This window comes from Candidatus Sphingomonas colombiensis (assembly GCA_029202845.1).
In the GTDB taxonomy this organism is placed as follows: domain Bacteria; phylum Pseudomonadota; class Alphaproteobacteria; order Sphingomonadales; family Sphingomonadaceae; genus Sphingomonas; species Sphingomonas colombiensis.
In genome coordinates this window covers 3560967-3584602 of sequence record CP119315.1, presented here as the reverse complement: position 1 = coordinate 3584602, position 23636 = coordinate 3560967, and the positions used below count along the sequence as shown (strand labels likewise).

Here is a 23636-nt window from a genome sequence, read left to right as displayed (position 1 = left end):
CCGTTTTTGAACGGCGCCCGCTTGTCATTCGAGGCGGGCCGCGCAAAGTGGCCTGAATATGACGAGGAATCCCGGATCTTCCGCGCAGCCTTCCCCGGTGCGCCGCTTCATCGGCGAACAGGTGCAGGCACGGCTCGACGCCAACCCTCGAATAGAGCGATTGCCGAGCGAACTGGCGGTCGCATATCGCTGCCGCAACTATCTCGACGCGAAGCAGTGTGCGCGGTTGATTAAGCTGATCGACGCGAACCGCCGCCCGTCCACCCTGTTATCCAACAGCGGTAATTCGGAATATCGGACCAGCGAAAGCTGCGATCTCGATCGCTGGTCGCCGGAGATACGAGCGATCGACGAGGGGGTGGCGGCGCTATTGGGCATCGCGCCCGAAAATGGGGAAACGCTTCAGGGCCAGCGCTATGCCGTCGGGCAGCATTTTCGCCCGCATCACGATTATTTCAACGAGGGCGAAAGCTATTGGCCGGCGATGCAGGCGACCGGCGGCCATCGCACCTGGACCGCGATGATCTATCTGAACGATGTGGAAGAAGGCGGGGCCACCTGGTTTCCTCAGGCGGGCTTGCGGGTCGCGCCGAAGCGCGGCCTGCTGCTGGCGTGGAACAACCTGAACGCCGATGGCACGCCGAACGACGCCACGTTGCACGAGGGATCGGCGGTGACCGAAGGCGTCAAATATATCGTCACCAAATGGTTTCGCGAAGGCGCGTGGGTGAAGCCCGCCTGATCGCGTTCCCGCGTGTCAGCCGATATATCGCGGGATACGAGCGGCGAGAAAATCCAGCACGGCGCGGATGCGCGGTTCGTGGCGGAAGCGCTCGTGATAGGCGAGCCACAGGCTGAGCGCGACGCCCTCTAGCGGCGGCAGGCAGCGTATCAAATCCGGATCACTATCCGCGGCCAGGCACGGCAGCACCGCGAGCCCCATCCCGGCGCGTACCGCCGCGAGCAGGCCGGTCGACGAATTGTGATGCATCACCACCTGACCTTCCAGCCCGTGTTCGGTCAGCCATTCCAGATATTGCGCCCATACGCCCGGCTCGCCACCGCCGATGAACGGCGAGCGCGCCAGTTCGGGAATGCGACGCGGCACACCATGCTGTTCGGCATAGGATCGGCTGCAATAGACCGTCCACGGATCGTCGGTGAGGCGGCGACAGATCAGGCCGGCACCAGTCGGGCTCTTGCTGACGCGCAACGCGATATCCGCCTCCCCACCGGCGAGATCGCGCACATCCTCGCTCGTATCGATCTCGATGCGGATTTCGGGATGCTCCGTGCGCAGATCGCGGACGATCGGCGCCATGAAGGTGAAGGCGAAGATCGGCGACATGGTGAGTCGAACCACGCCCTCCGCCGTCCGGCGCAATAGCGCCGCCTCGTCCGCAACCCGGCGCATCGTGTCCTCGGCGGCGCGGGCGTGGGTGAGCAATGTTTCGCCGGCGGGGGTGAGCGAATAGCCGCTCTGCCGCCGCTCGAACAGGATCAGGCCCAGCGCCTCCTCAAGTGCTGCGACGCGGCGCGCGGCGGTCGTCTGGCTGACGCGCAGCGCGCGGCCGGCAGCAAGCGTGCTGCCGGTTTCGGCCACCGCCAGAAAATGCCGGATATCGCCCCAGTCGTACATCGCCCCCCTTTCTGCGCTTTTGCAGAATGAGTCGGCAACATCGTTGTTCGTCGTTTGGGGTATAGCGGTACTATATGGGTGTTGCGCCGGCGCCGACGCGAACGACTTCCACCCCGGAGACAGATCATGAAATCCATCCTCACGCTCGCGGCGTTTGCCGCGGCCCTCACTGGCGCGCCGGCTTTTGCCCAGAGCGTCGATCCGGCGCCATCGATCGCGGTGCGTCACGCCGACCTCAATCTCACCAACGCGCAGGATGTGCGGCGGCTCGATCATCGCATCACCCATGCCGTGATCGACGTGTGCGGCACGGCCTCCAGCGCCGATCCCGGTGGCCAGATCAATGTCACCCGCTGCCGCGCCGAGACAATGGCGGTGGCGAGTGCCCAACGCGGCGCGCTGATCGCTGCAAGTCAGCAGACCCAGCTCGCCAGCGCGACCGTGCGTTGATGGCGGTGCAAGACAGCCCGGAGGCGCACGACCGCGCCGCCCGGGCTGTCGCAATGGCGGTGAAACGTGCCAATAGGGAGCGATGACGGCTCCTGTTCTTGGCGTTGAACGCTCGATCCTTGGCCAGCCATGGCGCTGGCGCTCCCTCGCGGCCGATCAGCGCGAGGATTTTGTCCCCGACGATCTTGTCACCCAGCTCCTGCTGGCTCGCGGTTGTCCGCGCGATGCGCTGGAATTGTATCGCAATCCCACGATCCGTGGTTTCATGCCCGACCCGTCGATCTTCCGCGATATGGATCGCGCCGCCGTGCGCCTCGCCGATGCGATCGAGGCGCGCGAACAGGTTGCCATTTTCGGCGATTATGACGTCGATGGCGCCACTTCCGCCGCGTTGATGATCCTGCTGCTGCGCGAGCTTGGGCTCGAAGCGCGGCCCTATATCCCCGATCGCCTCATGGAAGGTTATGGCCCGTCCGGCCCGGCGCTGGTGCGTCTGGCGGGGGAGGGGGCGACGCTGATCGTCACCGTCGATTGCGGCGCGCAGGCGTTTGACGCGCTGGCGGCGGCGCATGCCGTCCCCGTCGACGTGATCGTGGTCGATCACCATCAATGCGCGAGCGCGCTGCCGGTGGCCCTGGCATTGGTCAATCCGAATCGTCTGGATGAAGGGGAAGGGCGCGCGCACGGGCATCTGGCGGCGGTCGGCGTGGCCTTTCTGCTCGGCGCTGCGCTGCTGCGGGAATTGCGCGGGCGTGGCTGGTTCGCGAACCGCGCCGAGCCGCGCCTGATGGACCTGCTCGATATCGTCGCGCTCGGCACCGTGGCCGATGTGGCGCAGCTTCGTGGGCTCAATCGTGCGTTTGTCGCGCAAGGTTTGAAGGTGATGGCCGCGCGGCAGAATATCGGCCTTTCCGCGCTGATGGAGGCTTCGCGCCTCACTCGCGCGCCGACCGCGACCGATCTCGGGTTTGCGCTTGGCCCGCGCATCAACGCGGGTGGCCGGGTTGGTCGCGCTGACCTTGGCGTGCGGCTGCTCACCACGCGCGATCCGATCGAGGCGCGCGAGATCGCGGCCGAACTCGATCGCCTCAACGAGGAACGTCGCGCGATCGAGATGGCGGTGCAGGACGCGGCCGAATCGCTGCTCGCCAGCGATCGCGCGGTGACGGTGGTTTCCGGCGAGGGCTGGCATCCCGGCGTGATCGGCATCGTCGCGGGCCGCCTGAAGGAAAAGCTTGGCCGGCCGGCCATCGTCATCGCGCTCGACGAGGCAGGGGTAGGCAAGGGATCTGGACGCTCGATCACGGGGGTCGATCTTGGGCAGGCGGTGCTGGCGGCGAAGGAAGCCGGGTTGCTCGTCGCGGGCGGCGGCCACGCGATGGCGGCCGGGCTGACGATCGATGCGGCGAAAGTGCCGGCGTTCGCCGAATTCATCGAGGAACGGCTGGCGGAAAAGGTCGCGGTCGCTTCGGCGGATCGCGCGCTGTTGGTCGATTCCGTCCATGCCCCCGGCGGCGTCACACCCGAACTGGTTGCCGCGCTGGAGGCCGGCGGTCCGTATGGCATGGGATGGCCTTCTCCGCGCGTCGCGATCGGGCGGGTGCGCCCGGTACGCGTCGATATCGTCGGCAACGGGCATGTCCGTGCGATCGTTGCGGGAGATGATGGGCGCAGTTTCAAGGCGATGGCGTTCCGCGCAGCCGATACGCCGCTGGGTCAGGCCTTGCTCGGAGCCGATACGCATCGCCGGCTGTGGCTCGCCGGTCGCGCGAAGGTGGATACATGGGGACAACGCCCTGCGGCGGAGCTTCATCTCGACGATGCGGCATGGGCTGGTTGATTTTTGATCGATTGTTGCCTTGACCGCGCGGCTTACCTCGCCTAACCGCCCTCTCGCCCAACGGCCCCTTCGTCTAGCGGTTAGGACGCGGCCCTTTCACGGCTGAAACACGGGTTCGATTCCCGTAGGGGTCACCATCCCCGCCATAGGCGGCGGGGATGTGCTGAAGGCGCATGAAATACGCGCTTCGGTCACTGCCCGGTGGTACGAAATGGGGCCACGCATGACGCATTCGCGTCGCAAGGCGAAGTCAAGATTTGAGTATTTTCGGAGGGACGTGCCTGCACGCCATCGCGGAACGGTTGGCAAGACCTCGTGGCAACATTCGCTTGAAACAACCGACTGCCAAGTGGCCGCTGCCGAATGGACCGCTCTCTATAAGGCGGAGGTCAAACGCCTCGACGATCGACTCGCGTAGCAGGTGGTCGCGGAAGCCGAAGCGATTGTCGATGCAGCCTTGGACACCATGGTGAGCCGTAACGGCGAGCTGGATAATGTCATGGTTGGGCTTCTGATGCTGCTTTCGATAAGCGTCCGCACTTCCTGCGGCCAGGATCATACTATCCGGTTTCGACGAGAATTCGGCCTCGAAGTGGTCTGAACCGCGCCGGGTCTGCCGGAGGCATTGGGTTGTGAGTCACGCTGCCATATCGAAGTTGTCCGCGGCAGCATCATATTGATGTTCGGCTTCGGCAGGCGGGATGTTGCCGATGGGCTCCAGCAGCCGGCGATGGTTGAACCAATCGACCCATTTGAGGGTCGCATATTCCACTGCCTCGAGGGATCGCCACGGTCCCGGCGATGGATCACCTCGGCTTTGTAAAGGCCATTGATCGTCTCGGCCAAAGCATTGTCGTAACTGTCTCCGACGCTGCCGACCGACGGCTCGATCCTGGCTCCGGCGAGACGTTCGGTATACTTGATGGACACATATTGGGATCCGCGGTCGCTATGGTGAACCAGGCCGCCACGATGAACCGGCCGGCGATCGTGAAGCGCCTGTTCTAACGCATCCAGCACGAAGCTGGCATGCGCCGTCTTGCTGACACGCCAGCCGACGATGCGCCTGGCGTAGGTGTCGATGACGAAGGCGACGTAGACGAACCCTGCCCAGGTGGCGACATAGGTGAAATCCGACACCCACAGCATGTTCGGCGCTGGAGCGTAGAACTGGCGGTTGACGTGATCGAGCGGGCATGGTGCCGCCTTGTCGCTGATGGTCGTGCGTACCGGTTTACCCCGGATCACCCCTTGCAGGCCCATGTCTGCGCATCAGCCGGGCGACGGTACAACGGGCAACTGAAAAGCCCTCCCGCATCATTTTCCTCCAAACCTTGCGCACACCGTACACCGCAAAGTTCTCGGCAAACACGCAGCCAATCTTCTCCGCGATCGACACCACCGCCGCCCATCGCGACGGATGATCTCGCTCGTGGTCGAAAACCATCCGTACCGCACGCTCGCGGACTTCCGGCGCAAACTTGTTCGTCGTCTTGCTCATACAGGCTCCTCCTTCTCAGGAGTTGGAGCCTCCGGCAAACCCGGCGCGGTTCAGTTTCCCGATCGCGTGCCGTGGTAAGCGGTTGCCGCTGGACCGCGATCTCTGAGCGGCTAAGATAAACCGCTCTGCGTTGCCGAGGTCCGTCAGGTTGCCGCTGGACCGCGATCTCTGAGCGGCTAAGATGGCGGCGCAGGGCGAGAACGGGTTCGCGATGTTGCCGCTGGACCGCGATCTCTGAGCGGCTAAGATGCTTTTCACGCGTGGCAATCCACGTCGTCTGTTGCCGCTGGACCGCGATCTCTGAGCGGCTAAGATCGGGGCTGGCATTCTGATCGAACGCGCACCGTTGCCGCTGGACCGCGATCTCTGAGCGGCTAAGATGATTTTTCGTTCTTGCCGAACACGGTCAGCGTTGCCGCTGGACCGCGATCTCTGAGCGGCTAAGATAGTTATTTTCGCGGTTGCATGGTGCATAGTGTTGCCGCTGGACCGCGATCTCTGAGCGGCTAAGATCGGTTGCATGGTGCATAGTCGCCTCGCTCGGTTGCCGCTGGACCGCGATCTCTGAGCGGCTAAGATGTCGAGCGGATTATCGCGAAGGTGGCTTGAGTTGCCGCTGGACCGCGATCTCTGAGCGGCTAAGATCAGTGGCGACCTGCCCAGCTTCAAGCTGGGGTTGCCGCTGGACCGCGATCTCTGAGCGGCTAAGATACCATACGCGGCGCGACCGCGACCAACGAGTTGCCGCTGGACCGCGATCTCTGAGCGGCTAAGATAGCCTAGACCGCCGGGCCGCGCCGCCCGGCGTTGCCGCTGGACCGCGATCTCTGAGCGGCTAAGATTAAACTTCAGGGCGCAACGGCGCTTGGCGTGTTGCCGCTGGACCGCGATCTCTGAGCGGCTAAGATTCAGCACGCCGTTCGGCACGTATTTCTCTGAGTTGCCGCTGGACCGCGATCTCTGAGCGGCTAAGATCGCCTGCTCCGCGATCACCAATGCGACGCGGTTGCCGCTGGACCGCGATCTCTGAGCGGCTAAGATGCCTTCCTCGGCCAAGCCCCGACACCCTGAGTTGCCGCTGGACCGCGATCTCTGAGCGGCTAAGATCGATGCGCGACACGATGCCAGTTGCTCGTCGTTGCCGCTGGACCGCGATCTCTGAGCGGCTAAGATGCCGACCAAGCTGCACGAAGAGATCAAGACGTTGCCGCTGGACCGCGATCTCTGAGCGGCTAAGATGTCAATGTGATTGATGGCGGCATAGGCACGGTTGCCGCTGGACCGCGATCTCTGAGCGGCTAAGATAGATTGATCGGTATTTATTTGAGAAAAAGAAAATATTGATTGATCTATCGCGGAAAAAACCACGCGAATCGTTAGAAGAGCGCCAGTTGGTCCGGATTTTTGCGTTTCCGCCCGCGGCGCTGCCCTGAAAATCGTACGATATTCTCATATTGGCGGTCCGTGAAGCTGAGGATGTGAACGTCGCCACGATCCGGCAGGTTCGACTCGACCCGCCGCATATAGGTTTCGAACTGCTCCTTGCCGTTGCAGAAACGAGCATAGACCGAAAATTGGCTCTTCTCAAAACCTTCATCAAGTAGAAAGTTGCGGAATTTAGTGGCCGCACGTGCCTGCTCCCTTGTGGTTACGGGCAGGTCGAACATCACGAAAATCCACATCAGTCGATATCCGCTTAGCTGGCTCGCGCTCATGAGAGCAGCGAATCGAGTCCGGCCAATTCTAGTGCGGACGGGGGTGTGGGAAGAAGGATGTCGGCCGCCTGTCCGCTCTGGAAGGCGCGTGCTAGACTCTGGGCGGCTCGGTTCGCCGCGCCCGCCACGGTGGTCGTGCCGTCCGCGCCGGGCAGATCGAGCGCGATCAGTCCGGCAAAGGCGCGCTTGGCTTCGGGCGTGACGCTCTCGATCCCGCGCGCGACCAGACGCAATGCGAGCGCATCTACCAGCGGCCGAAACGGTTCGATCAGATCGTCGGCTAGGGCAAAGGCATTGGTCCGGTTAGCATGATGCACGCCAATCGACGGGTGCAGGCCGGAGGCGACCACAGCGCGCGCGCACAGCGAGCGTAGCACCGTATAGCCATAGTTGAGCAGGGCATTGGTATCGTCCGCATTGCGATCGCGCCTAAACTTTTCCCCCATCAGCAGCGGCCAGTAACGCCGCGCTGCCTGCGCCTCGACATTGTCCGGGTCGCCAGATCCCACGCGCCGGGCGAGCAGGTCGAAGGCAGAGGCGGAAATGCCGTTGGCGTCTAGCACCGCCGCCTGCCAGCGGATTTTGGCGATGACAATCCGCCGCCATAATTGCTTGGACAGGGGTTTTCCCGCCTCCCACTGCGCGCGCATCCGGCTGTTCTGGGCATGGTGCCCGTCCAGCGGCAGGCACACGGCGACCGGTGCATGGTTGCTGCCGCAAAGCAGCATCACCGCGCCGCGCTGCGCCAGTGCGACGATCAAATTGGTGGACCAGGTGACGCCATGGGCATGGATGATGACGGCTGCGACATCGTCCAACGGCACGCGGCCGACTTCGGCGCTATCCTCCGACACAATGAGGAAGCCGCGATATGCGGACAAATGGCGACCATCGGTAGCGATATCGACGATCCGGTCCATCGGTCTGCCTCCACCTGTGCGTCAGGGTAATTTGCGCGTCTTGCGGCGTGCTGTCCGGGCCGGAAAGCCGGGATCGAGTACACGGCCAATCTCGTCGATGCGGACTTGCCGTGCGCGCCAGGCCTTCAGCGTATTGGGCGACGGGTAGCTATATTTGAACGGATCGCCCTTATCCGCGTCACGCACCTTGAGCGCGCCACCCTCGTGGGGTGGGGCTACCGCAAACTGCTTTTCGGAAAATTTCACGACCCGCACCAGTTCGCGCTCGGCTCCGTCCCGTTCGACCGCGAGCATGTCGTCGCGGTGCAGGCTCAATATCTTGCGCGCGGTCGGATTGGCGATCCGGATGGCGGATTGCCAACCCGGTCGATGAGCCTCGAACATTGAGACGACTTCGTTCACCCATTTGCCGTTCGACAATTCCCACACATCATAGCGATAATTGGAATCGCCCTTATAACCCTTGTATATATGACCATTACGATCCTTTATTGGGATGACACTCAGCGGCTCGATCACCCGCACGCGCCGCACGCCGCGAAAGGGGTGCCATTGCATATTGGGGAAATCCGCAGCCGCCTTCTCGAACGCCTTGCCCTCCAGGCCGTCGAGATGTCGGTGTAGCGCAGCCTTCAGTTCGAGGTCTCGGATGCGCTCCAGATCGGCAAGCTTCTTGAAGCTCGACAATAGCACGCGGCGCACGACGATACTGTTGCCCTTGGTGTCGGTTTCCCCGGTAAAGCCATAGGCCGTATCATTATGCAGGCGACCGGCGGTCGCGTCCCTCCCCTTAGGTAGTCCGGCCTTGGAGGTTGTGCCATGGTCGGCGCGATGGCTGACGGTGATCGCGTTCACAGCCGTGCGTAGGTCATTGCGGAAATTCTCCCAGGGTGGGGGGATTTCGATCCGCTCGCGTCCGTCCATGCCTTCCTGACCGGACGCTCTGGAAATCGAGTTCAACATGGAACGGTCCACGATGGCTACCACCACCGCATCGATCGCATGGTGGCGATGGTCCAGCCGGTTCTTGGCCTGATCCGCGCCGCCGCCGAAATTATGATCGGGCAAAAGGTCGTTAAGGCCCACCTTGCGCCGCACCATCTCGGTCATCCGCCCGGGTGAAACCCAGATTTTTCCGGTGCCTTCACCTTTGTCGGGATAGAGCGCAGCGAGATATTCACGCGACAGCCGGGCGAGATATTGGGTATCGACCAGATGGCGCGCCAGAAAGCCGCTTTCGTCCCTGAACTTGTCCATCGCGTCCGGCTCGAAGCGCCAGCGTTTGTTGCGCGGCAGTTGCGCGGCGCGAGCTGCAATCTCCTCCCAACGGGCACTGTGCCCCCATGCCTCATAAGGGGATTGTTTGCCCTTCTCCCGATTGGCTTCGCGCAGGCAGAGGATCTTGTTGCCGTTGCTGTCGTCAAGCGTCGCGGTGAAGGGCAGGATATGATCAACCTCGACCGCCGCCGAAAACAGCATGTCGATTGAAATCTGCTGGCCCGTATAGATGCAGCGCCGATCCAGCACATTGTCAGGATTAAGCTCTTCCCATAACTTCAGCAGCGCGCGGTTGGCGCCGGTGTCGGGCTTGCCGATCCCCAGCAGCTTCTCCGAGCGTTTCTCGGCTGCCAGCCGGTTTTCATTATTCTCCTTGTTTATCCGCTTCTTGTCTTCGTCGGTCAGCTTGAGTTCCCGCGCCAGTTCGATTGCGATCTCCGCGGGCGGACCATAAGCGCGGATCAGCGTATTGACGATACGGCGCAACTGGTTCAGCCCGATATGGACGGTCGGATTGGTTAGGCGGCCGACCCGCATTTCCTCCGGATGGGATGGATCGCCCGTGCCCGGCATGATGTGCCGCTCCAGCGCCACGCCATAATAGGGAAGCTGCGGGCGCCCTTGCGTGTCCTCGAAAATTTCGCCGGTGCGTAGGTCGCTATGATGGCCAAAACCTGCCGCGATTACCGCCTCGCTATAGACGAGCACGCGCCCGTCCTTTTCGCCGCCGCGCAGCGCCTCGATCAGCCGGCGGGTCGCGCCCTCGCCGAAACGGCCATAGCCCTGCGGTAAGGGCGCATTGGCGACGGCACGCGCCTGCTCCGGCGTCAGATTATGGATGTCGACCAGCCAGGCGCGGAAGGCGGCGTCCTCGGCATCGCTTTCGACCGTTTCCAGCCGCGCGATGACATCCCATTGCTCCTCGATCGCCAGATGGACCCAGCGATTGCCGAAGCGGGTCTTCGCACCCATTACAGCGGCAACTTCATCCCCTTTCAGCTCGGGGCGATTCTCGCTTTCCTTGTTGAATCGGGCGTCGGGATCGAGTTTCAAGGTCTTACGCAGGCTGGCGAAACTTACCTTGCCCTTGTCCTTCAACTTCAGGAGCAGGATATCCCGCTCTTCCCGCGTCAGCCGCTGCGCCATTTCGCCCGACCGCACGATCATGAGTGCATTTAGTTCCTCCAGCAGGCGGCGGCGCTGGAACAGCGGATGCGCCTTGGGCAGGCGCTCGTCATTCGCGATCAGCGTGCACATGCCTATCCGCGGGGCTTTCAACGGTCGCTGGTAGAAGATGATCTCATGCAGCCTGTCGTGGACCGCGTTCGTCAGTACTTCGGGATGATGCGGCGCCTGCGCTTCCCAAATAGCGTCGAATTCTTCCTCCATCAGCGCGCGGCCGGGATAAAAATCATAGCCGTCGCCCTTGGCATTCTCGCCGCTTTCGGGGCGCAGCCGGGTTCGTACGCTAGGGATGGCGTTGGCGTCAGCGGCGCTGGCGCGCCGTACGTACAGCCATTTGCCATAAGTCCAGCTGCCGGGTTCCGCGCCCGCTTCCTCCTCGGCCTGCCGAATGGCGTCGCGTGTCCGGTCGATGCCGACTGCGATCTTGCCAGCGTCATCGTCTGCCTTGCGGTCGGCCTTGCGGTTCGATTTGAAGCCGCGCCGCTGGTTGAGGTGGAACAGCGCACGCCCCAGTTCTGGCAGCGAGAGGGGTTCATCTAGCGCCCGCGCCCGCACGGCATAGGGGTCGATCGCGGCCATGGCTGTTCGCGCCTCCTCGTCGGCGGGGAACAGGTTGTCGGCGATCAGATATTTGATCAGCGCTTTTCGCCGCTGCTGAAACCGGTCCCGCCGTCGCCGCATCGCCCGCGCATCGCGGCGATCCGCTGCGAGCGACGCGCCGGACTTGGGATCGCGGCCATCACTGAAGATGCGGGATCCGGCAGCGAGGATGGAGATGGGTTTGCCGTTGACGGGCGCGCTCAGTTCGATCGCCGCCCAGCCGAGCGAGTTCGCGCCGAGATCGGCACCAAGGCGCCAGGGTCGGTTGCTTTTTTGAACCATTCTTCCCCCATCTTATATGGATCCTCAAGTGATCCAGCATCGCCCGTTTCGGTCAAGTTAAAATCGTCTCCGAAATGAATTCGAACTGAAAAAACAGTGTTGACCAATTCATCTTAGTCGCTCAGTACAACCGCTCAGAGATCGCGGTCTGGCAGTTAACAAGTGTCAGTACGCACCAGATAAGGGCGACGCTTCGGCGTCGCCTTTTTTATAGTTGCTTGGTCGAACCAATTTACCCGGTGGATCGGTCTCTTCGTAAATTCATGGGAGTGTGCCGATAGGGCTGACGGCACCGACGGGCTGTCAAGTTTTTGCGAGGCCAGTCCTCTGTGAATCGGTCTCGGCATTGGGCGCCGATCGGCACGAATAATTCAACGAATGGATACGATGCTACCTCGGTAGAGCCTGATTCCGAGTGGTCCATTTCAATGGTCCATTTGGCGCTTTGACAACGCGCAGGCGCGGCCTATAAAGCATTGTATTAGTGTTGTTTTTATAAATTCCACCCCCTCCCGTAGGGGTCACCATCCCCGCCATAGGCGGCGGGGATGTGCTGAAGGCGCATGAAATTCGCGCTTCGGTCACCAAAAGCAGACGCTGCCGCACGAAGCGGCCATGTTGCGGCGCGAAATTCTGTTGGCTGCCCTCGCTCGACGCGACTGCTGCTTTCGTCACGCGCATCTTGTGATGGCAAGACAGCTTCAGACTAGCCAAGACATCTGCAACCGCGCCGGCGGAATTAAATTTCTGCACCCTCACTAAAGCATATGCTACGGGCACGCCGCCGGGCGAACGCGGGGCGGCAGGGGGACTGGATGCGTAAATACCGAAATCGCCGGCCCGTGATTCTGGCGGTGGCCGGCATTCTGGCGTTTACGAATAGCCCGGCCTTCGCGCAGAATCGTTGTCCCGAAGGCCTTGCGGATGATGTGAATTGTTCGGTCGATCCCGGAAGATCGGGCGATTCGAGACAGATCGCGTCTGTCGATCTCGCTGCTCCCATGGGCGTGCAACCGCTTGCGCTAGCGCCTCCGGCAGCCGCGGAACCAAGCGATGCCGAAACAGTCGCACCGGCCGGCGATCCCGCTGCGGAGCCGTCTCCAGCCGCCGCGCAGGCTGCCGTGCATGGTGGCGAGACCCATCCGCGCGATATCGTCGTCACCGGCCGCGGCGAATGGGAGGCACCCGATCCGCTGCTCGGCGTCAATTTGAAGGCGTTCGAGGCGACGCAGGCGGTCGACAAGGCGCTGATCGGGCCGATTGCGCTGGCCTATAAGGATGCGGTGCCGAAGCCGGTCCGCGATGGCGTGCACAATTTCCTCTACAATCTGCGCGAGCCAGTCGTTTTCCTGAATTTCGTGCTCCAGCTCAAAATCGGGCGCGCGCTTGAGACCGCCGGCCGCTTCGCGGTCAACACCACAGTCGGGGTGGCGGGCGTTTTCGATATGGCGAAGCGCAAGCCTTTCAAATGGCGGCGGCGCAGCAATGGTTTTGCCAATACCTTCGGATTTTATGGCATCAAATCAGGCCCGTTCCTGTTCCTGCCGATCGTTGGCCCGACGACGCCGCGCGACTTGATCGGTGGCGCGCTCGATCGGCTTCTGTTCCCGTTCGTGTATGGCAAGCGGATTACCAAGCCTGAATTCTCGGTGCCGTTCGCCGTATTGGGCACGCTCGATCATCGCGCCGAATTCGATGAGACGCTGCATCAGCTTCACGATGGGCAGGCCGATCCATATGCCCGCTCGCGCGATTTCTATCTGCAGCGGCGCCAGAATGAGATCGACGAGCTGAAGGGGAGGGCGCCGAAGAATTCCAGCCCGATGTCGGAAGCGCCAACCGCTCCGGTGACGGTGAAGGAGCGTGTCATGGAGCCGCCGGCCGAGGAGGAGAAGCCTGCCTCAACCCCGGAGCGGCCAGCCGATACGCCGCGAGACCAACCGAACTGAGGGGGGCGCAAATTCGTGCGGCTGGCCCCGACAATTGCGATCAGCCGGTGATTTGCAATCGGCGCGCCTCACGAAAGGCGCTTGTGAAACGCGATGCGCTCTGCGCGCCGTCGACCAGAAGCGCGCCGATCAGGTAGCCCGGCGTTCCCGACACCCCCAGCAAGAACGCGTCGCGGCGCGTGCGTGCGAGGGCGGCGGTGATTTCGTCCCGGTGCGTAGCGAGATCGCGCTCCAGCCTTGGCACCGAGACACCGGCGCTTGCCGCCACCGTGCGAACCGTCGCATCGTCCAGCACCCACGGTTCCGCCATCAGGGCGCGGTGGAATAGCTCATATTTCCCCTGATAGCTGGCCGCCAGCGCCGCACGAGCGGCAAGCGTCGATCGCGGACCGAATATCGGCCAATCGCGATAGATGATCCGCACCTGCCCGTCCCGCTCCATCGCCTCGCGCAGTGCAGGCTCGGCGCGACGACAGGCCGGGCATTGATAGTCGGTGAAAACCACCACCGTGAGATTGGCGTCGGACGGCCCGCCCTGTGGCCATGCTTCGTCGCGCAGCACGGTTTGCGCGGCATGGTTGCGCGAGACGTCGCGCCCGATCGGCGCGGTCTGCCGCAGCCACAGACTGGCACCGCCGGCGACCCCTACCAGCGCCAAAAGGCTGAACAAATCCCGTCGCTTGATTGCCGGTTTCACGCGCTTTCCCATTGGATGCCAAATCGCCTGTTACCCTATCGCGACAGTGCAGGCTAAGGCCGCCCGGCACCGCAAAGATCGCGAGGAACATGGACGAAACCATTCAACTGGGTTTTCTGGCGCTTTCAGTCGATCGTTTGATCGCGACGATCGCGATCATGGTGTTCGTCACCGTGGCGACGCTGCTCGCGGACGCGTTGCGGCTTCGCCCGGCGCGCATCTCGCGGGCGTTGGTGCTCGGTATTGTGGTGTCTCGGCTGGTCTATGTCCTCATCCATCGCGCCGCTTATGCGGCCGAGCCATGGAGCGCGTTGGCGCTGTGGCAGGGCGGCTTTACGCTTTGGCCCGGCGTGATCGCCGCCGCGCTGGTGCTCGGCTGGCGGGCAGCGCCATGGCGCAAATCCGCCATGCTCGCCGCTGTGCCGGTTGTTGTCGCGCTGGCGTGGCTCGGGGCCCAGTCGTTGCTTGCGACCCCGCCGCGGCCGCTGCCATCCGGTTTGCAGGTGGAGACGATGGACGGAAAGCCGATGCGGCTGGATGAGCTGCGTGGCCGTCCCCTAGTGATCAACCTGTGGGCGAGCTGGTGCCCGCCATGCCGGCGCGAGATGCCGATGGTGATTGATGTCGCGTCGCGCTCGTCGGTCCCCATCCTTCTCGTCAATCAGGGAGAGGATGCGGGCGATATTCGGCGCTTCCTTGCCGACCACCACCTTGCGCATGGCGCCGTATTGCGCGATCCTGCCGCCAGCATCGGAGCCGCCATTCGGTCTCCGGCGTTGCCTGCCACCATCTTCGTCGATGCTCGGGGCAAGGTTCGCGAACGCCATATCGGCGAAATTTCGCGTGCCGCGCTGATGACGGAGATCGCCAAGCTTGAGGGGAAATCATCTTGAGGACAACGCGGCGGTTCGCGTTTCTATTCGGCGTGATCGGACTATCGGTCGGTACGGCCGACGCGATGCAGGCATCGCAGGCAGAGCGCGTGGCTGCGGCGCGCCGGACGATCACCGACGATCCCGCCGTGCCAAGCCTTACCCCGAAAAGTTATGACGTCACGATCGTCGAATATTCCGATTATCAATGCCCATTTTGCCGCCGTTCGCAGTCTGTGCTTGCCGCGCTGCTGGCGAGCGATGGTAAAATCCGGGTGGTCTATCGCGACTGGCCGGTTCTTGGCGAAACCTCGACGCTTGCCGCCCGGCTCGCTACCGCTTCCAAATATCAGGGCAAATACATCGCTTTCCATGACGCGCTGTTGCAGACATCGGGCAAGCTCGACGATCAGACCATTCGCGCGGCGGCCGAAAAGGCGGGCGTGAACTGGGTGCGCTTGCAGCAGGATCTGAAGACCCACGGCGCGGAGATCGACGCATTGCTCGATCGCACGCGGCGGCAGGCGGCGGCGATGAATCTGCGCGGCACGCCGGGCTTTCTGATCGGGCCCTATCTCATTCCCGGCGCGCTCGATCTGGCGACCTTCAAAAAGGTGGTGGCGATGGCGCGTGCGAACCCGACCGGCGATCCGGCGAACGGGATGTAGCGGCCGCCGAGACAAACAGAGCGTCGAGCGCGCGCTATTTGATAATTATCACCATGTTCACAGATGCTTGGCGTAGGTGCGATTGCCTCTGCTATCGTGCCGCAATTGGCGAGGAGCAGAATGCGCGATGGAGCGATCACCAACCTTTTCCAGCCTTGCCGGGCAACGATTGCTGGTAGTTGGGGGCAGCTCGGGGATCGGGCTCGCTGTCGCGCAAGCCGCGGCGTCGCTTGGCGGCCGGGTGACGATCGCCGGGCGCGATGCTGACCGGCTGACCGCTGCCATCGCGCTAATCGGCAATGCGGCGATGGGCACACCATTGGATATGACCGACGCCGATCAGATCGCCGCGTTTTTTGCCGCGAACGAGCCGTTCGATCACGTCATCGTTACCGCAGCCGCGATCAGCGCCGGCCCAGTTCGCGAATTGCCGATTGAAACGGCTTACGCGACCTTCGCCTCCAAATTCTGGGGGCCGTACCTGATCGCGAAATTCGCCCGCATCAGCGAAGAGGGATCATTGACGCTGATCTCCGGTGCCGCCGCTCGCCGGCCGCGCGCCGGCCGGGGACCAGTGGCAGCGGCCAGCGCTGCGATCGAAGCGCTAACCAAGGTGTTGGCTGCCGAATTCGCGCCGATCCGCGTTAATTGCATCTCGCCCGGTCTCGTCGATACCCCGATGCTGCGCGCGGCGCGGCAGAGAAGTGGTCAGCCAGCCAATCCGCCGATGACGCGCGTCGGGCGACCAGAGGAGGTGGCCTTTCAGATATTGGCCTGTGCGGTGAACACATATTTGACCGGGGCCATCATCGATATCGATGGCGGCTTGACGCTGGCTTGAGCTTACCACCTCGCGCTTCCCGATCCACGCGATGGGTGAGGCGCTCTAAAGCGGAAGGGGAGCCTTCTCAGCATCGCCCGTATCCGGCGATCGATGCGCGTCGGCCAACGCAGCGTTGAAACGATCGGTGAAGCGACGCGAGAGCGGGGCCTCCACGCCTCCGGCAAGGAATAAGCGCCGGTCGCCGCTGCCGGCGGGTTCGATCTCTCGGATAAGCCGGCTATTGACCAGCCAGGAACGGTGGACCCGCACGAAACCGGCGGGGAGCAACTCGCGCTCGCACGCGGACAAGGTCGCGCGGATGAGTGGCTTGCGACCATCTATCAGATGATATTCCACGTAATTTCCAGCCGATGATACCGCCGCAATGTCGATCGGACGGACATGGATCACACGGCCGCCCTCGCGCAGGACGACGCGTTGCTCGACGGGAGACGGCGCGCCGCTTGCTGTCGGCCTGCGCGCCAATACGCTCGTCGCGCCGAGCACGGAGACCAATATCGCGTAAACCGCGATCTCCTTCGGAAATTCGAAGGCCCAGCCTTCCAGTCCATCGAAGCTATAGTGCAGGCCGAAGGCGGCGAAGATAACCGTTCGCAGCGCGACGAACCCCCACACATGGGCCAGCGCGAACGGCAATAAGCCCGCTATCAGCAGCCCCGCAGCGATTGTTTTGCGCTCCGGCCAATTCGCCAGCACGCGCCGCAGAAGCCAGCCCAGCGGCCACAGCAGCGCGAAAATGACGACGGTGCTGGTATATTCATAAACCGCGATCCGCCAGTCGTTGCCATGCCGGCCGTCCAGCCCCGACCAGACATTCATGCTGGTGACGAGGAAAGTGCCGACGGCGGCTGCGATATATCCGAACGCGGGCACGCCGTTCGTCACCGCAGAGGCGCCGGGCGTCCCACCCTGACTGCCGTTCATACCATCCGCATCCCCGGCCATCCCGCTTCTATGGCGCGGTCGGCCGGCGACCGAAAGATACCCGGACGCAAATAAGGGATCGACAGATGGACAGGTTTTTCGAGCGCGGGTTGAACAGGCGGACGCTGATCGGAGCCTCGCTCGGCTTGAGCATCGCTGCGGGGGGAGCCGCACGAGCGATTGGCGCGATGCAACCTGTCGCGCCCCGTCCGGGTTCGCCGGCATGGCCCGCGCCCAAGCAATGGGAGGGGCTCGCCAAAAAGGTGCAAGGTCGATTGTCCCTCGTCCGGTCGCCGCTGGTGGAAGCGCGATCGCGGCCGGGCGACCCGGCGACGGCGGAATTGTTCCGCAATCTGCGCAACCCCTATTTCATCGGCGACAACCCGGCGCTGACGCAGACACTGGGCTGGACGGACGGCTGGACCTCGCAGCCGAGCGCATATGCCGTTGCCGCGACATCCGCCGCCGACGTTGCCGCCGCTGTCGATTTTGCGCGGCGCACCGGGGTGCGCCTCGTCGTGAAGGGCGGCGGGCATAGCTATATCGGTGGATCGAACGCGCCGGACTCGTTGCTCGTCTGGACACGCCAGATGGACGCTATCGAGCTTCACGATGCCTTCGTGCCGGTGGGGGCTCCGGCTGGAGCGATACCGCAGGCCGCCGTTTCTGTTGGCGCGGGGGCGATGTGGGGGCGCACCTATGACGCAGTGACGACACGCGGCGGGCGCTATGTTCAGGGCGGCGGCTGCATGACGGTTGGCGTTGCCGGGCTGGTGCAAGGCGGCGGCTTCGGTAGTTTTTCCAAACGCTATGGCACTGGCGCTGCCGGGTTGATCGAGGCGGAGATCGTTACTGCGGACGGGAATATCCGCATCGCCAACGCGCATCGCAACGCCAATCTCTTCTGGGCGCTGAAGGGTGGCGGCGGGGGCACATTCGGGATCGTCACCCGTCTGACGCTGCGTACCCACGAATTGCCGTCGACCTTCGGCGCGGTGATGTTCGATGTGAGCGCGAAATCCGATGTGGCCTGGCGCGAACTGGTGGCGCGCGTGGTGGAATTCTACCGTTCGTCGCTGTTCAATCCTGATTGGGGCGAACAGATCGGTTTTCGGGGGCGGCGGCTTGTGGTGCGCATGCTATTCTCCGGGCTTACCTCGGCACAAGCTGAGGAGGTGTGGCGGCCGTTCCTTTCGGGCTTGCGCGCGCGCTCGTCGGATTATGCGGTGAGCACGCCGATGATCGCCGCCTTCCCGGCGCAGCGGATGTGGGATCCGGATTTCCTCAGAACGTTACCGGACGTGATTCGACACGACGATCGCCCCGGCGCGCGTCCGCGAGACGCTTTTTGGGCGCAGAACGTCGATGAGGCTGGCTGGGTGATTGATGGCTATCATTCGACCTGGCTGCCAACGTCCCTGCTCGGGCCGGGAAACAGCGATCGGCTGGTCGCGGCACTGCTGGAGGCGGCGGCGCGATCGGGCGTCACGCTGCATTTCAACAAGGGGATTGCCGGCGCCACGCCTGAGGTGCGCGCGGCCTGTGCCGACACCGCGACCAATCCGCGCCTGCTGGATGCCTTCGCGCTGGCGATCGTCGCGGACGGGCAGGGGCCGGCCTACCCGGGTATCGCCGGACACGAGCCCGATCTTGCCGGCGGCCGGAAAGCCGCATCGGCGATGAAGGCGGCCTTCGCTCCGCTGGAGGCGATCAGCGGGCCGCCGGCGTCTTATGTATCGGAGACGGATTATTTTCACCCACGCTGGAGCGAGGCGTTCTGGGGGGTGAACTATCCGCGCCTGCTGGCGATCAAGCGGCGCTACGATCCTGGCAACATGTTCCGGGTGCATCATGGCGTCGGTTCTTGAACGGCCACGGTCACGCAGGCGATGAGCGCATCCCGAAAGCATTGGGCCCAGGCGTCTGACCTGCCCCGAAAAAACCTGTGGTGCGTCCTATTGAAAGCGCGCAATCTCTCCTTCCCGGGAGCGACAATGAACTAGGGGAAGGATTTGCCATGCACCTAATCATCGCGTTGATCGTGGGAGGCATCATCGGTTGGGTCGCCGGAATGGTGATGCGCGACCAGGGAGGGATCATCTGGAACGTGCTGATCGGCTGCGTCGGGTCGATCGTCGGGCGGTTCCTGTTCGGGGCCCTTTCACACAACAGCCACCTGACCGCGAATCCGTTCGATCCGATGACGCTGCTCGTCGCCTTTCTCGGCGCGGTGGTGTTGCTGGCGGTATATAATCTGGTGCGACGCGGCGCGGTGCGCTGATCCGTCGATCTTCTCCCCCTGCCGGCGGCGGGGGGAGTTTGGTGGGCCCGGCAGGACTCGAACCCGCAACCTAGCCGTTATGAGCGGCCAGCTCTAACCATTGAGCTACAGGCCCACGTGGCGCTTGTGACTAGCAGCGCGGTTTTCTGACGCAAGACCAAGACGACGTAGGAAAGGCAAAGAAAAAGGGGCGTTCCCGAAGGAGCACCCCTTTTCCATACATCAAGCGCTGTGGACCCGAAGGCCCATCAGGCGATCAATGTGCGTTCGTAGCTGCGTCACGAACGTTGTCGGCAGTCGCGTTCAGGTTGTCCGCGGCGTTCGACAGCGCGTCCGAAGCGACGGCATTCGAGGTGTTGTCCGCAACCGCGTCCAGGTTGTCCGCAGCGCTCTGCAGATTGTCCGCCAGCATGTCGGCGTTGTTCTCAGCAGGCGTTTCCGGCTTCGAGCAGGCCGCAACGGACATCAGGCCGGCGGCAGCAAGAATAAAGGCAAACTTCTTCATTCGGATGCTCCCAAGCATAGCAATCATCGCGGCCGACCCTCGCCGTCGCGAAACACCGAAATACCGAACCGTTTCGGTGGGTCAATGAGGAAATTCACGAAATAGACATGATGCGACGGGTTGAATGGCCATTTTTCACCGAGGTTTGCGCGTCACCGGGCCGATTTCCTCAGGGGCATTGGCGACTATCGCGAGCATCGCAGTCCATGCCGCGACATTCTGTCGAAGTGCTTCCGGATCGACGCGATCGAGCGTGTCGTCGGCGGTATGATGTGTGTCAAAATAGTGCAGGGCGGACTGATTGAAGTCGATTCCCGCCACGCCCTTGGCAATGATCGGGGCGATATCCGCGCCGTCACCGCCTTCGCCGCGGCCATGAACGATGCCCAGCGGGGCCAGCGCACTCGCGAGGCGATCGCCCACCGCTCGCGCGCTATCGGGCAGCGACGCCTCGAAGCGCCAGATGCGATCCGCGCCGAGATCGCTTTCGGCCGCGATTACATGCTGTTCAGTGCCGTGCCGACGCGCATAATCGCGTGCGCCGAAGCCGCCGACCTCTTCCGATCCGAACCAGACGACCCGGATGGTTCGACGAGGCTGACGCCCCGTATCCATGATGCGCTTCGCTGCCGCGGCGGTGATGGCCACTCCCGACGCATCGTCGATCGCCCCGGTCGCGAGATCCCAGCTATCGAGATGGCCGCCGATCAGCACGATGCCCGCGCTAGGATCGCTGCCCGGCACCTCGGCGATGACGTTGCCCGATTCCTGCTCGCCGATCTGGCGCGGCGTGAGCACGAGTTTCATCGTCAGCGGCTTGCCGCGTGCGGCCATCGCCTCGATCAGCTTTGCGTCGGGAACGGAGAGCGCGGCGGCGGGGATCGCCTTAACGCCTTCGGGGAAGTTGGTGACGCCGGTATGCGGTGTGCGATGCGTATCGGTGCCGATCGAGCGAATCACCATCGCCGCAGCGCCCCGGGCCGCCGCGATTCCGGGGCCTGCGAACCGCGCGACGCCGGCCTGGCCGTAGCTCGATCCGTCCTGCGTGGGCGCCATCGCGTTGCCGACGTAAACGATCTTGCCCTTCACGGCGCTGTCCGGCGCGTTCATGAAATCGCCAAAGGTCTTGAATACCGCAACTTCCGCCGTGAGGCCCGCCGCTGGCGTCGCGGCCGAATTGCCAAGCGCGGTCAGCACCAGCTTTTGCGGAAAGGGGGCGGTTATTTCAGCGCGTTCCTCGCCGCGCACCCATACAGGCATGCGATAGGTTTCGATCCGAACATTCTGAAAACCAAGCGATTTCAGTTTGGCGACGGACCAGCTCCGCGCGCGCGCCTCTCCCTCGGTGCCGGCGAGGCGGGCACCGACTTCGGTCGTCAGCCCTTCGACGATATCATAAGCGATATCATCCTTGAGCGCGGCATCCCGCAGGCTCGCGACGGCAGGATCGACCGTCGCCGGGACGGTCGGCACGGCGCGCTGCGCGACGGCGGGGAAGGGAAGGGTGAGCGCCAGCACGGCAGCGAGAAAACGGTTTGTCATCCCACTGGCGTAAGGCGGTAAATAGCCTCCCGCAAGCGGTGACGATTGCAACTATCTCTGCCGTGGGGCTCCCCGCGAGCCGGCCGGCTGGAGGGCCGGCGCGACTAAACGGGGTTTCGCCCGATCGACAACGAAGCCGGGTGTCAGGCCCGATTCGCCGCGCTCAGCACGGCGCGAACGCTGGCGGTGGCGATGTCTGAATCGATGCCGACGCCCCATATAATGCGCCCGTCCGCCGTGCGGCATTCGAGATAGGTTGCCGCCTGCGCATCCGCGCCATGGCCGATGGCGTGCTCGCTGTAATCGACCACCTCGAGATCCGGCCCGGTCGATTCGGCCAGCGCGGCGATCACGCCGGAGATCAGCCCGTTGCCGCGCCCGGAGAGCGAGCGTTCCTCGCCATCGATCGCGACACGCCCCACGAAGCGCCGATCGCCCACTGCGCCGGTTTCCTCGTAATCGCGCAGGACGAAACGGTCCTTCGCTTCCGGCAGATAAGTGCGCTCGAACGCGCCCCAGATATCGGCGGCGTTCAACTCACGGCTCGTCTCGTCCGCCAGCGCCTGCACGACGCGGCTGAAATCGGCCTGCATCCGCTTGGGCAGCTTCAGCCCCTTGTCCTGCTCGATCACCCAGGCAACGCCGCCCTTGCCGGATTGCGAGTTGACGCGGATCACCGCCTCGTAGCTGCGGCCAAGATCGGCCGGATCGATCGGCAGATAGGGGACTTCCCACAGATCGTCGTTGCGCGCGCTCTGTGCCGCGAAGCCCTTCTTGATCGCATCCTGATGGCTGCCGGAAAACGCGGTGAACACCAGATCGCCGGCATAAGGCGTGCGCGGGTGGACCGGAATATTGGTGGCATATTCCACCGTCTTCACGATCGCATCGATATCCGACAGATCGAGCCGGGGATCGACGCCCTGGGTGTACATGTTGAGCGCGACGGTCACGAGATCGCAATTGCCGGTGCGCTCGCCATTGCCCAGCAGGCAGCCCTCGACGCGATCGGCGCCCGCCATCAGCCCCAGTTCCGCCGCCGCAACGCCGGTGCCGCGATCGTTATGCGTGTGGAGCGAAATCACCACGCTGTCGCGGTTCGGGATGTTGCGGCCAAACCATTCGATCTGATCGGCATAGATGTTGGGCGTCGCGCATTCGACCGTCGCGGGCAGATTGAAGATGATCGGATTTTCCGGCGTCGGGCGCAGGATATCCATCACCGCCGCGCATACTTCGACCGAGAAATCCAGCTCCGCGGTGGAGAAGGTTTCCGGGCTATATTCGAATATCCATTTGGTGTCCGGCTGCTTGGCGGCTTCATCCCGCAGCACCTTGGCGCCCTCGATCGCGATCTGGCGCACCTCTTCGCGCGACATGCCGAACACGATCTTGCGCCACGCCGGGGATACGGCGTTGTAGAGGTGGACGATCGCCTGTTTCGCGCCCTTCAGGCTCTGGAAGCTGGTTTCGATCAGGTCGCGGCGCGATTGGGTGAGCACCTGGATCGCCACGTCGTCCGGCACATGGCCGGTGGTGACCAGCCCGGAGATGAAATCGAATTCGGTCGCGCCGGCGCTGGGAAAACCGACCTCGATCTCCTTGATCCCAACCTTCACCAGCAGATCGAAGAAGCGCGTCTTCTTCTCCGCGTCCATCGGGTCGATCAGCGCCTGATTGCCGTCACGCAGATCGGTGGAGAGCCAGCGCGGCGCGCGGGTGATGGTTTTCGACGGCCAGGTTCGATCGGCGATGTCGATGGTCGGGAAGGGGCGGTATTTCGTGGACGGATCGCGCAGCATGACGGCTCTCTTTTGCAGGGAGGCTATTGGGTCGTTCGGCTTGGCCCTTAGGCGCGTCGGCGTGGGAAACCCACGCGGCAAAGTTCGCGCCTAAGGGCGCGTAAGTCGAAGGAGAAGGCCGAACACCTGCGTCATTGCCGTA

Annotated in this window: 19 protein-coding genes, 2 tRNA genes, 1 pseudogene and 1 CRISPR repeat array; of the genes and pseudogenes, 11 read left to right on the top strand and 11 right to left on the bottom strand. The window is 63.3% G+C overall.

Features of this window, described 5'->3' with window-relative positions:
* Positions 1 to 58: 58 nt before the first annotated feature.
* Complete coding sequence (locus P0Y64_17515; protein ID WEK43107.1) at positions 59 to 742, top strand: 2OG-Fe(II) oxygenase; 684 nt, start codon at positions 59 to 61, stop codon at positions 740 to 742.
* Positions 743 to 757: 15 nt separating this feature from the next.
* Here the strand turns inward: P0Y64_17515 and P0Y64_17510 are convergent, their stop codons facing one another.
* Positions 758 to 1639, bottom strand: coding sequence for a LysR family transcriptional regulator (locus P0Y64_17510; GenBank protein ID WEK43106.1), 882 nt, complete (start codon positions 1637 to 1639; stop codon positions 758 to 760).
* Between the two features lie 126 nt (positions 1640 to 1765).
* Here P0Y64_17510 and P0Y64_17505 point away from each other — a divergent pair, with 126 nt between their 5' ends.
* The 4 genes from P0Y64_17505 to P0Y64_17490 all read left to right on the top strand — a co-directional run bounded on the left by P0Y64_17505 (position 1766) and on the right by P0Y64_17490 (position 4530).
* Positions 1766 to 2089: a UrcA family protein gene (locus tag P0Y64_17505; GenBank protein ID WEK43105.1), complete on the top strand. Its 324-nt coding sequence runs from the start codon at positions 1766 to 1768 to the stop codon at positions 2087 to 2089.
* Positions 2090 to 2171: 82 nt separating this feature from the next.
* Positions 2172 to 3929, top strand: coding sequence for a single-stranded-DNA-specific exonuclease RecJ (recJ, locus tag P0Y64_17500; protein WEK43104.1), 1758 nt, complete (start codon positions 2172 to 2174; stop codon positions 3927 to 3929).
* A gap of 62 nt (positions 3930 to 3991) precedes the next feature.
* A tRNA-Glu gene (locus P0Y64_17495) sits at positions 3992 to 4066 on the top strand.
* Between the two features lie 284 nt (positions 4067 to 4350).
* Positions 4351 to 4530 carry a hypothetical protein gene (locus P0Y64_17490; GenBank protein ID WEK43103.1) on the top strand — a complete coding sequence of 60 codons (180 nt, stop codon included), beginning with the start codon at positions 4351 to 4353 and terminating at the stop codon, positions 4528 to 4530.
* A 36-nt stretch (positions 4531 to 4566) separates the two neighbouring features.
* Here the strand turns inward: P0Y64_17490 and P0Y64_17485 are convergent.
* The 4 genes and pseudogenes from P0Y64_17485 to cas9 form a co-directional block, all read right to left on the bottom strand.
* Positions 4567 to 5430, bottom strand: a pseudogene (locus tag P0Y64_17485) (IS3 family transposase).
* A gap of 81 nt (positions 5431 to 5511) precedes the next feature.
* Positions 5512 to 6735: direct repeats of the CRISPR family, unit length 36 nt; unit sequence GTTGCCGCTGGACCGCGATCTCTGAGCGGCTAAGAT.
* Positions 6736 to 6806: 71 nt separating this feature from the next.
* The gene (cas2, locus tag P0Y64_17480; GenBank protein ID WEK43102.1) at positions 6807 to 7097 is read right to left on the bottom strand and encodes a CRISPR-associated endonuclease Cas2; all 291 of its coding nucleotides are present in this window, start codon (positions 7095 to 7097) and stop codon (positions 6807 to 6809) included.
* 44 nt (positions 7098 to 7141) lie between these two features.
* Positions 7142 to 8065 carry a type II CRISPR-associated endonuclease Cas1 gene (cas1, locus tag P0Y64_17475; GenBank protein ID WEK43101.1) on the bottom strand — a complete coding sequence of 308 codons (924 nt, stop codon included), beginning with the start codon at positions 8063 to 8065 and terminating at the stop codon, positions 7142 to 7144.
* Between the two features lie 21 nt (positions 8066 to 8086).
* Entirely contained in the window at positions 8087 to 11410 is a 3324-nt protein-coding gene (gene cas9 / locus P0Y64_17470; GenBank protein ID WEK43100.1) for a type II CRISPR RNA-guided endonuclease Cas9, read from the bottom strand.
* A gap of 815 nt (positions 11411 to 12225) precedes the next feature.
* Between cas9 and P0Y64_17465 the strand changes: the two genes are divergently transcribed.
* A complete protein-coding gene (locus P0Y64_17465) occupies positions 12226 to 13359 on the top strand; it encodes a VacJ family lipoprotein (protein ID WEK43099.1) in 1134 nt (377 codons plus the stop codon).
* A 40-nt stretch (positions 13360 to 13399) separates the two neighbouring features.
* Here P0Y64_17465 and P0Y64_17460 read toward each other — a convergent pair whose 3' ends face one another.
* The gene (locus P0Y64_17460) at positions 13400 to 14056 is read right to left on the bottom strand and encodes a DsbA family protein (GenBank protein WEK43098.1); all 657 of its coding nucleotides are present in this window, start codon (positions 14054 to 14056) and stop codon (positions 13400 to 13402) included.
* Positions 14057 to 14145: 89 nt separating this feature from the next.
* On the opposite strand from P0Y64_17460, the gene P0Y64_17455 reads away from it, so the two are divergent.
* The 3 genes from P0Y64_17455 (at position 14146) to P0Y64_17445 (ending at position 16437) form a co-directional block, all read left to right on the top strand.
* A complete protein-coding gene (locus tag P0Y64_17455; GenBank protein WEK43097.1) occupies positions 14146 to 14949 on the top strand; it encodes a TlpA disulfide reductase family protein in 804 nt (267 codons plus the stop codon).
* Positions 14946 to 15596 (top strand): DsbA family protein, encoded by a 651-nt coding sequence (locus tag P0Y64_17450; GenBank protein ID WEK43096.1) that lies wholly within the window; start codon positions 14946 to 14948, stop codon positions 15594 to 15596. The genes P0Y64_17455 and P0Y64_17450 overlap by 4 nt, the downstream gene beginning before the upstream one ends.
* 127 nt (positions 15597 to 15723) lie before the next feature.
* Positions 15724 to 16437: an SDR family oxidoreductase gene (locus P0Y64_17445; protein ID WEK43095.1), complete on the top strand. Its 714-nt coding sequence runs from the start codon at positions 15724 to 15726 to the stop codon at positions 16435 to 16437.
* A 45-nt stretch (positions 16438 to 16482) separates the two neighbouring features.
* On the opposite strand, the gene P0Y64_17440 is transcribed toward P0Y64_17445, so the two are convergent.
* Positions 16483 to 17385 (bottom strand): LytTR family DNA-binding domain-containing protein, encoded by a 903-nt coding sequence (locus tag P0Y64_17440; GenBank protein WEK43094.1) that lies wholly within the window; start codon positions 17383 to 17385, stop codon positions 16483 to 16485.
* Between the two features lie 65 nt (positions 17386 to 17450).
* Between P0Y64_17440 and P0Y64_17435 the strand changes: the two genes are divergently transcribed.
* Both P0Y64_17435 and P0Y64_17430 read left to right on the top strand, forming a co-directional pair.
* On the top strand, positions 17451 to 19232 hold the full coding sequence (locus P0Y64_17435; GenBank protein ID WEK43093.1) for an FAD-binding protein: 1782 nt from the start codon (positions 17451 to 17453) through the stop codon (positions 19230 to 19232).
* Between the two features lie 149 nt (positions 19233 to 19381).
* The gene (locus tag P0Y64_17430; GenBank protein WEK43092.1) at positions 19382 to 19645 is read left to right on the top strand and encodes a GlsB/YeaQ/YmgE family stress response membrane protein; all 264 of its coding nucleotides are present in this window, start codon (positions 19382 to 19384) and stop codon (positions 19643 to 19645) included.
* Between the two features lie 39 nt (positions 19646 to 19684).
* Here P0Y64_17430 and P0Y64_17425 read toward each other — a convergent pair.
* From P0Y64_17425 to leuA, 4 genes are all read right to left on the bottom strand, one after another.
* Positions 19685 to 19760: transfer RNA gene (locus tag P0Y64_17425), tRNA-Ile, on the bottom strand.
* A 141-nt stretch (positions 19761 to 19901) separates the two neighbouring features.
* Entirely contained in the window at positions 19902 to 20150 is a 249-nt protein-coding gene (locus P0Y64_17420) for a hypothetical protein (protein WEK43091.1), read from the bottom strand.
* 135 nt (positions 20151 to 20285) lie between these two features.
* Positions 20286 to 21692, bottom strand: coding sequence for a M20/M25/M40 family metallo-hydrolase (locus P0Y64_17415; GenBank protein ID WEK43090.1), 1407 nt, complete (start codon positions 21690 to 21692; stop codon positions 20286 to 20288).
* Positions 21693 to 21835: 143 nt separating this feature from the next.
* Positions 21836 to 23494 (bottom strand): 2-isopropylmalate synthase, encoded by a 1659-nt coding sequence (leuA, locus tag P0Y64_17410; protein ID WEK43089.1) that lies wholly within the window; start codon positions 23492 to 23494, stop codon positions 21836 to 21838.
* Positions 23495 to 23636: the final 142 nt, after the last annotated feature.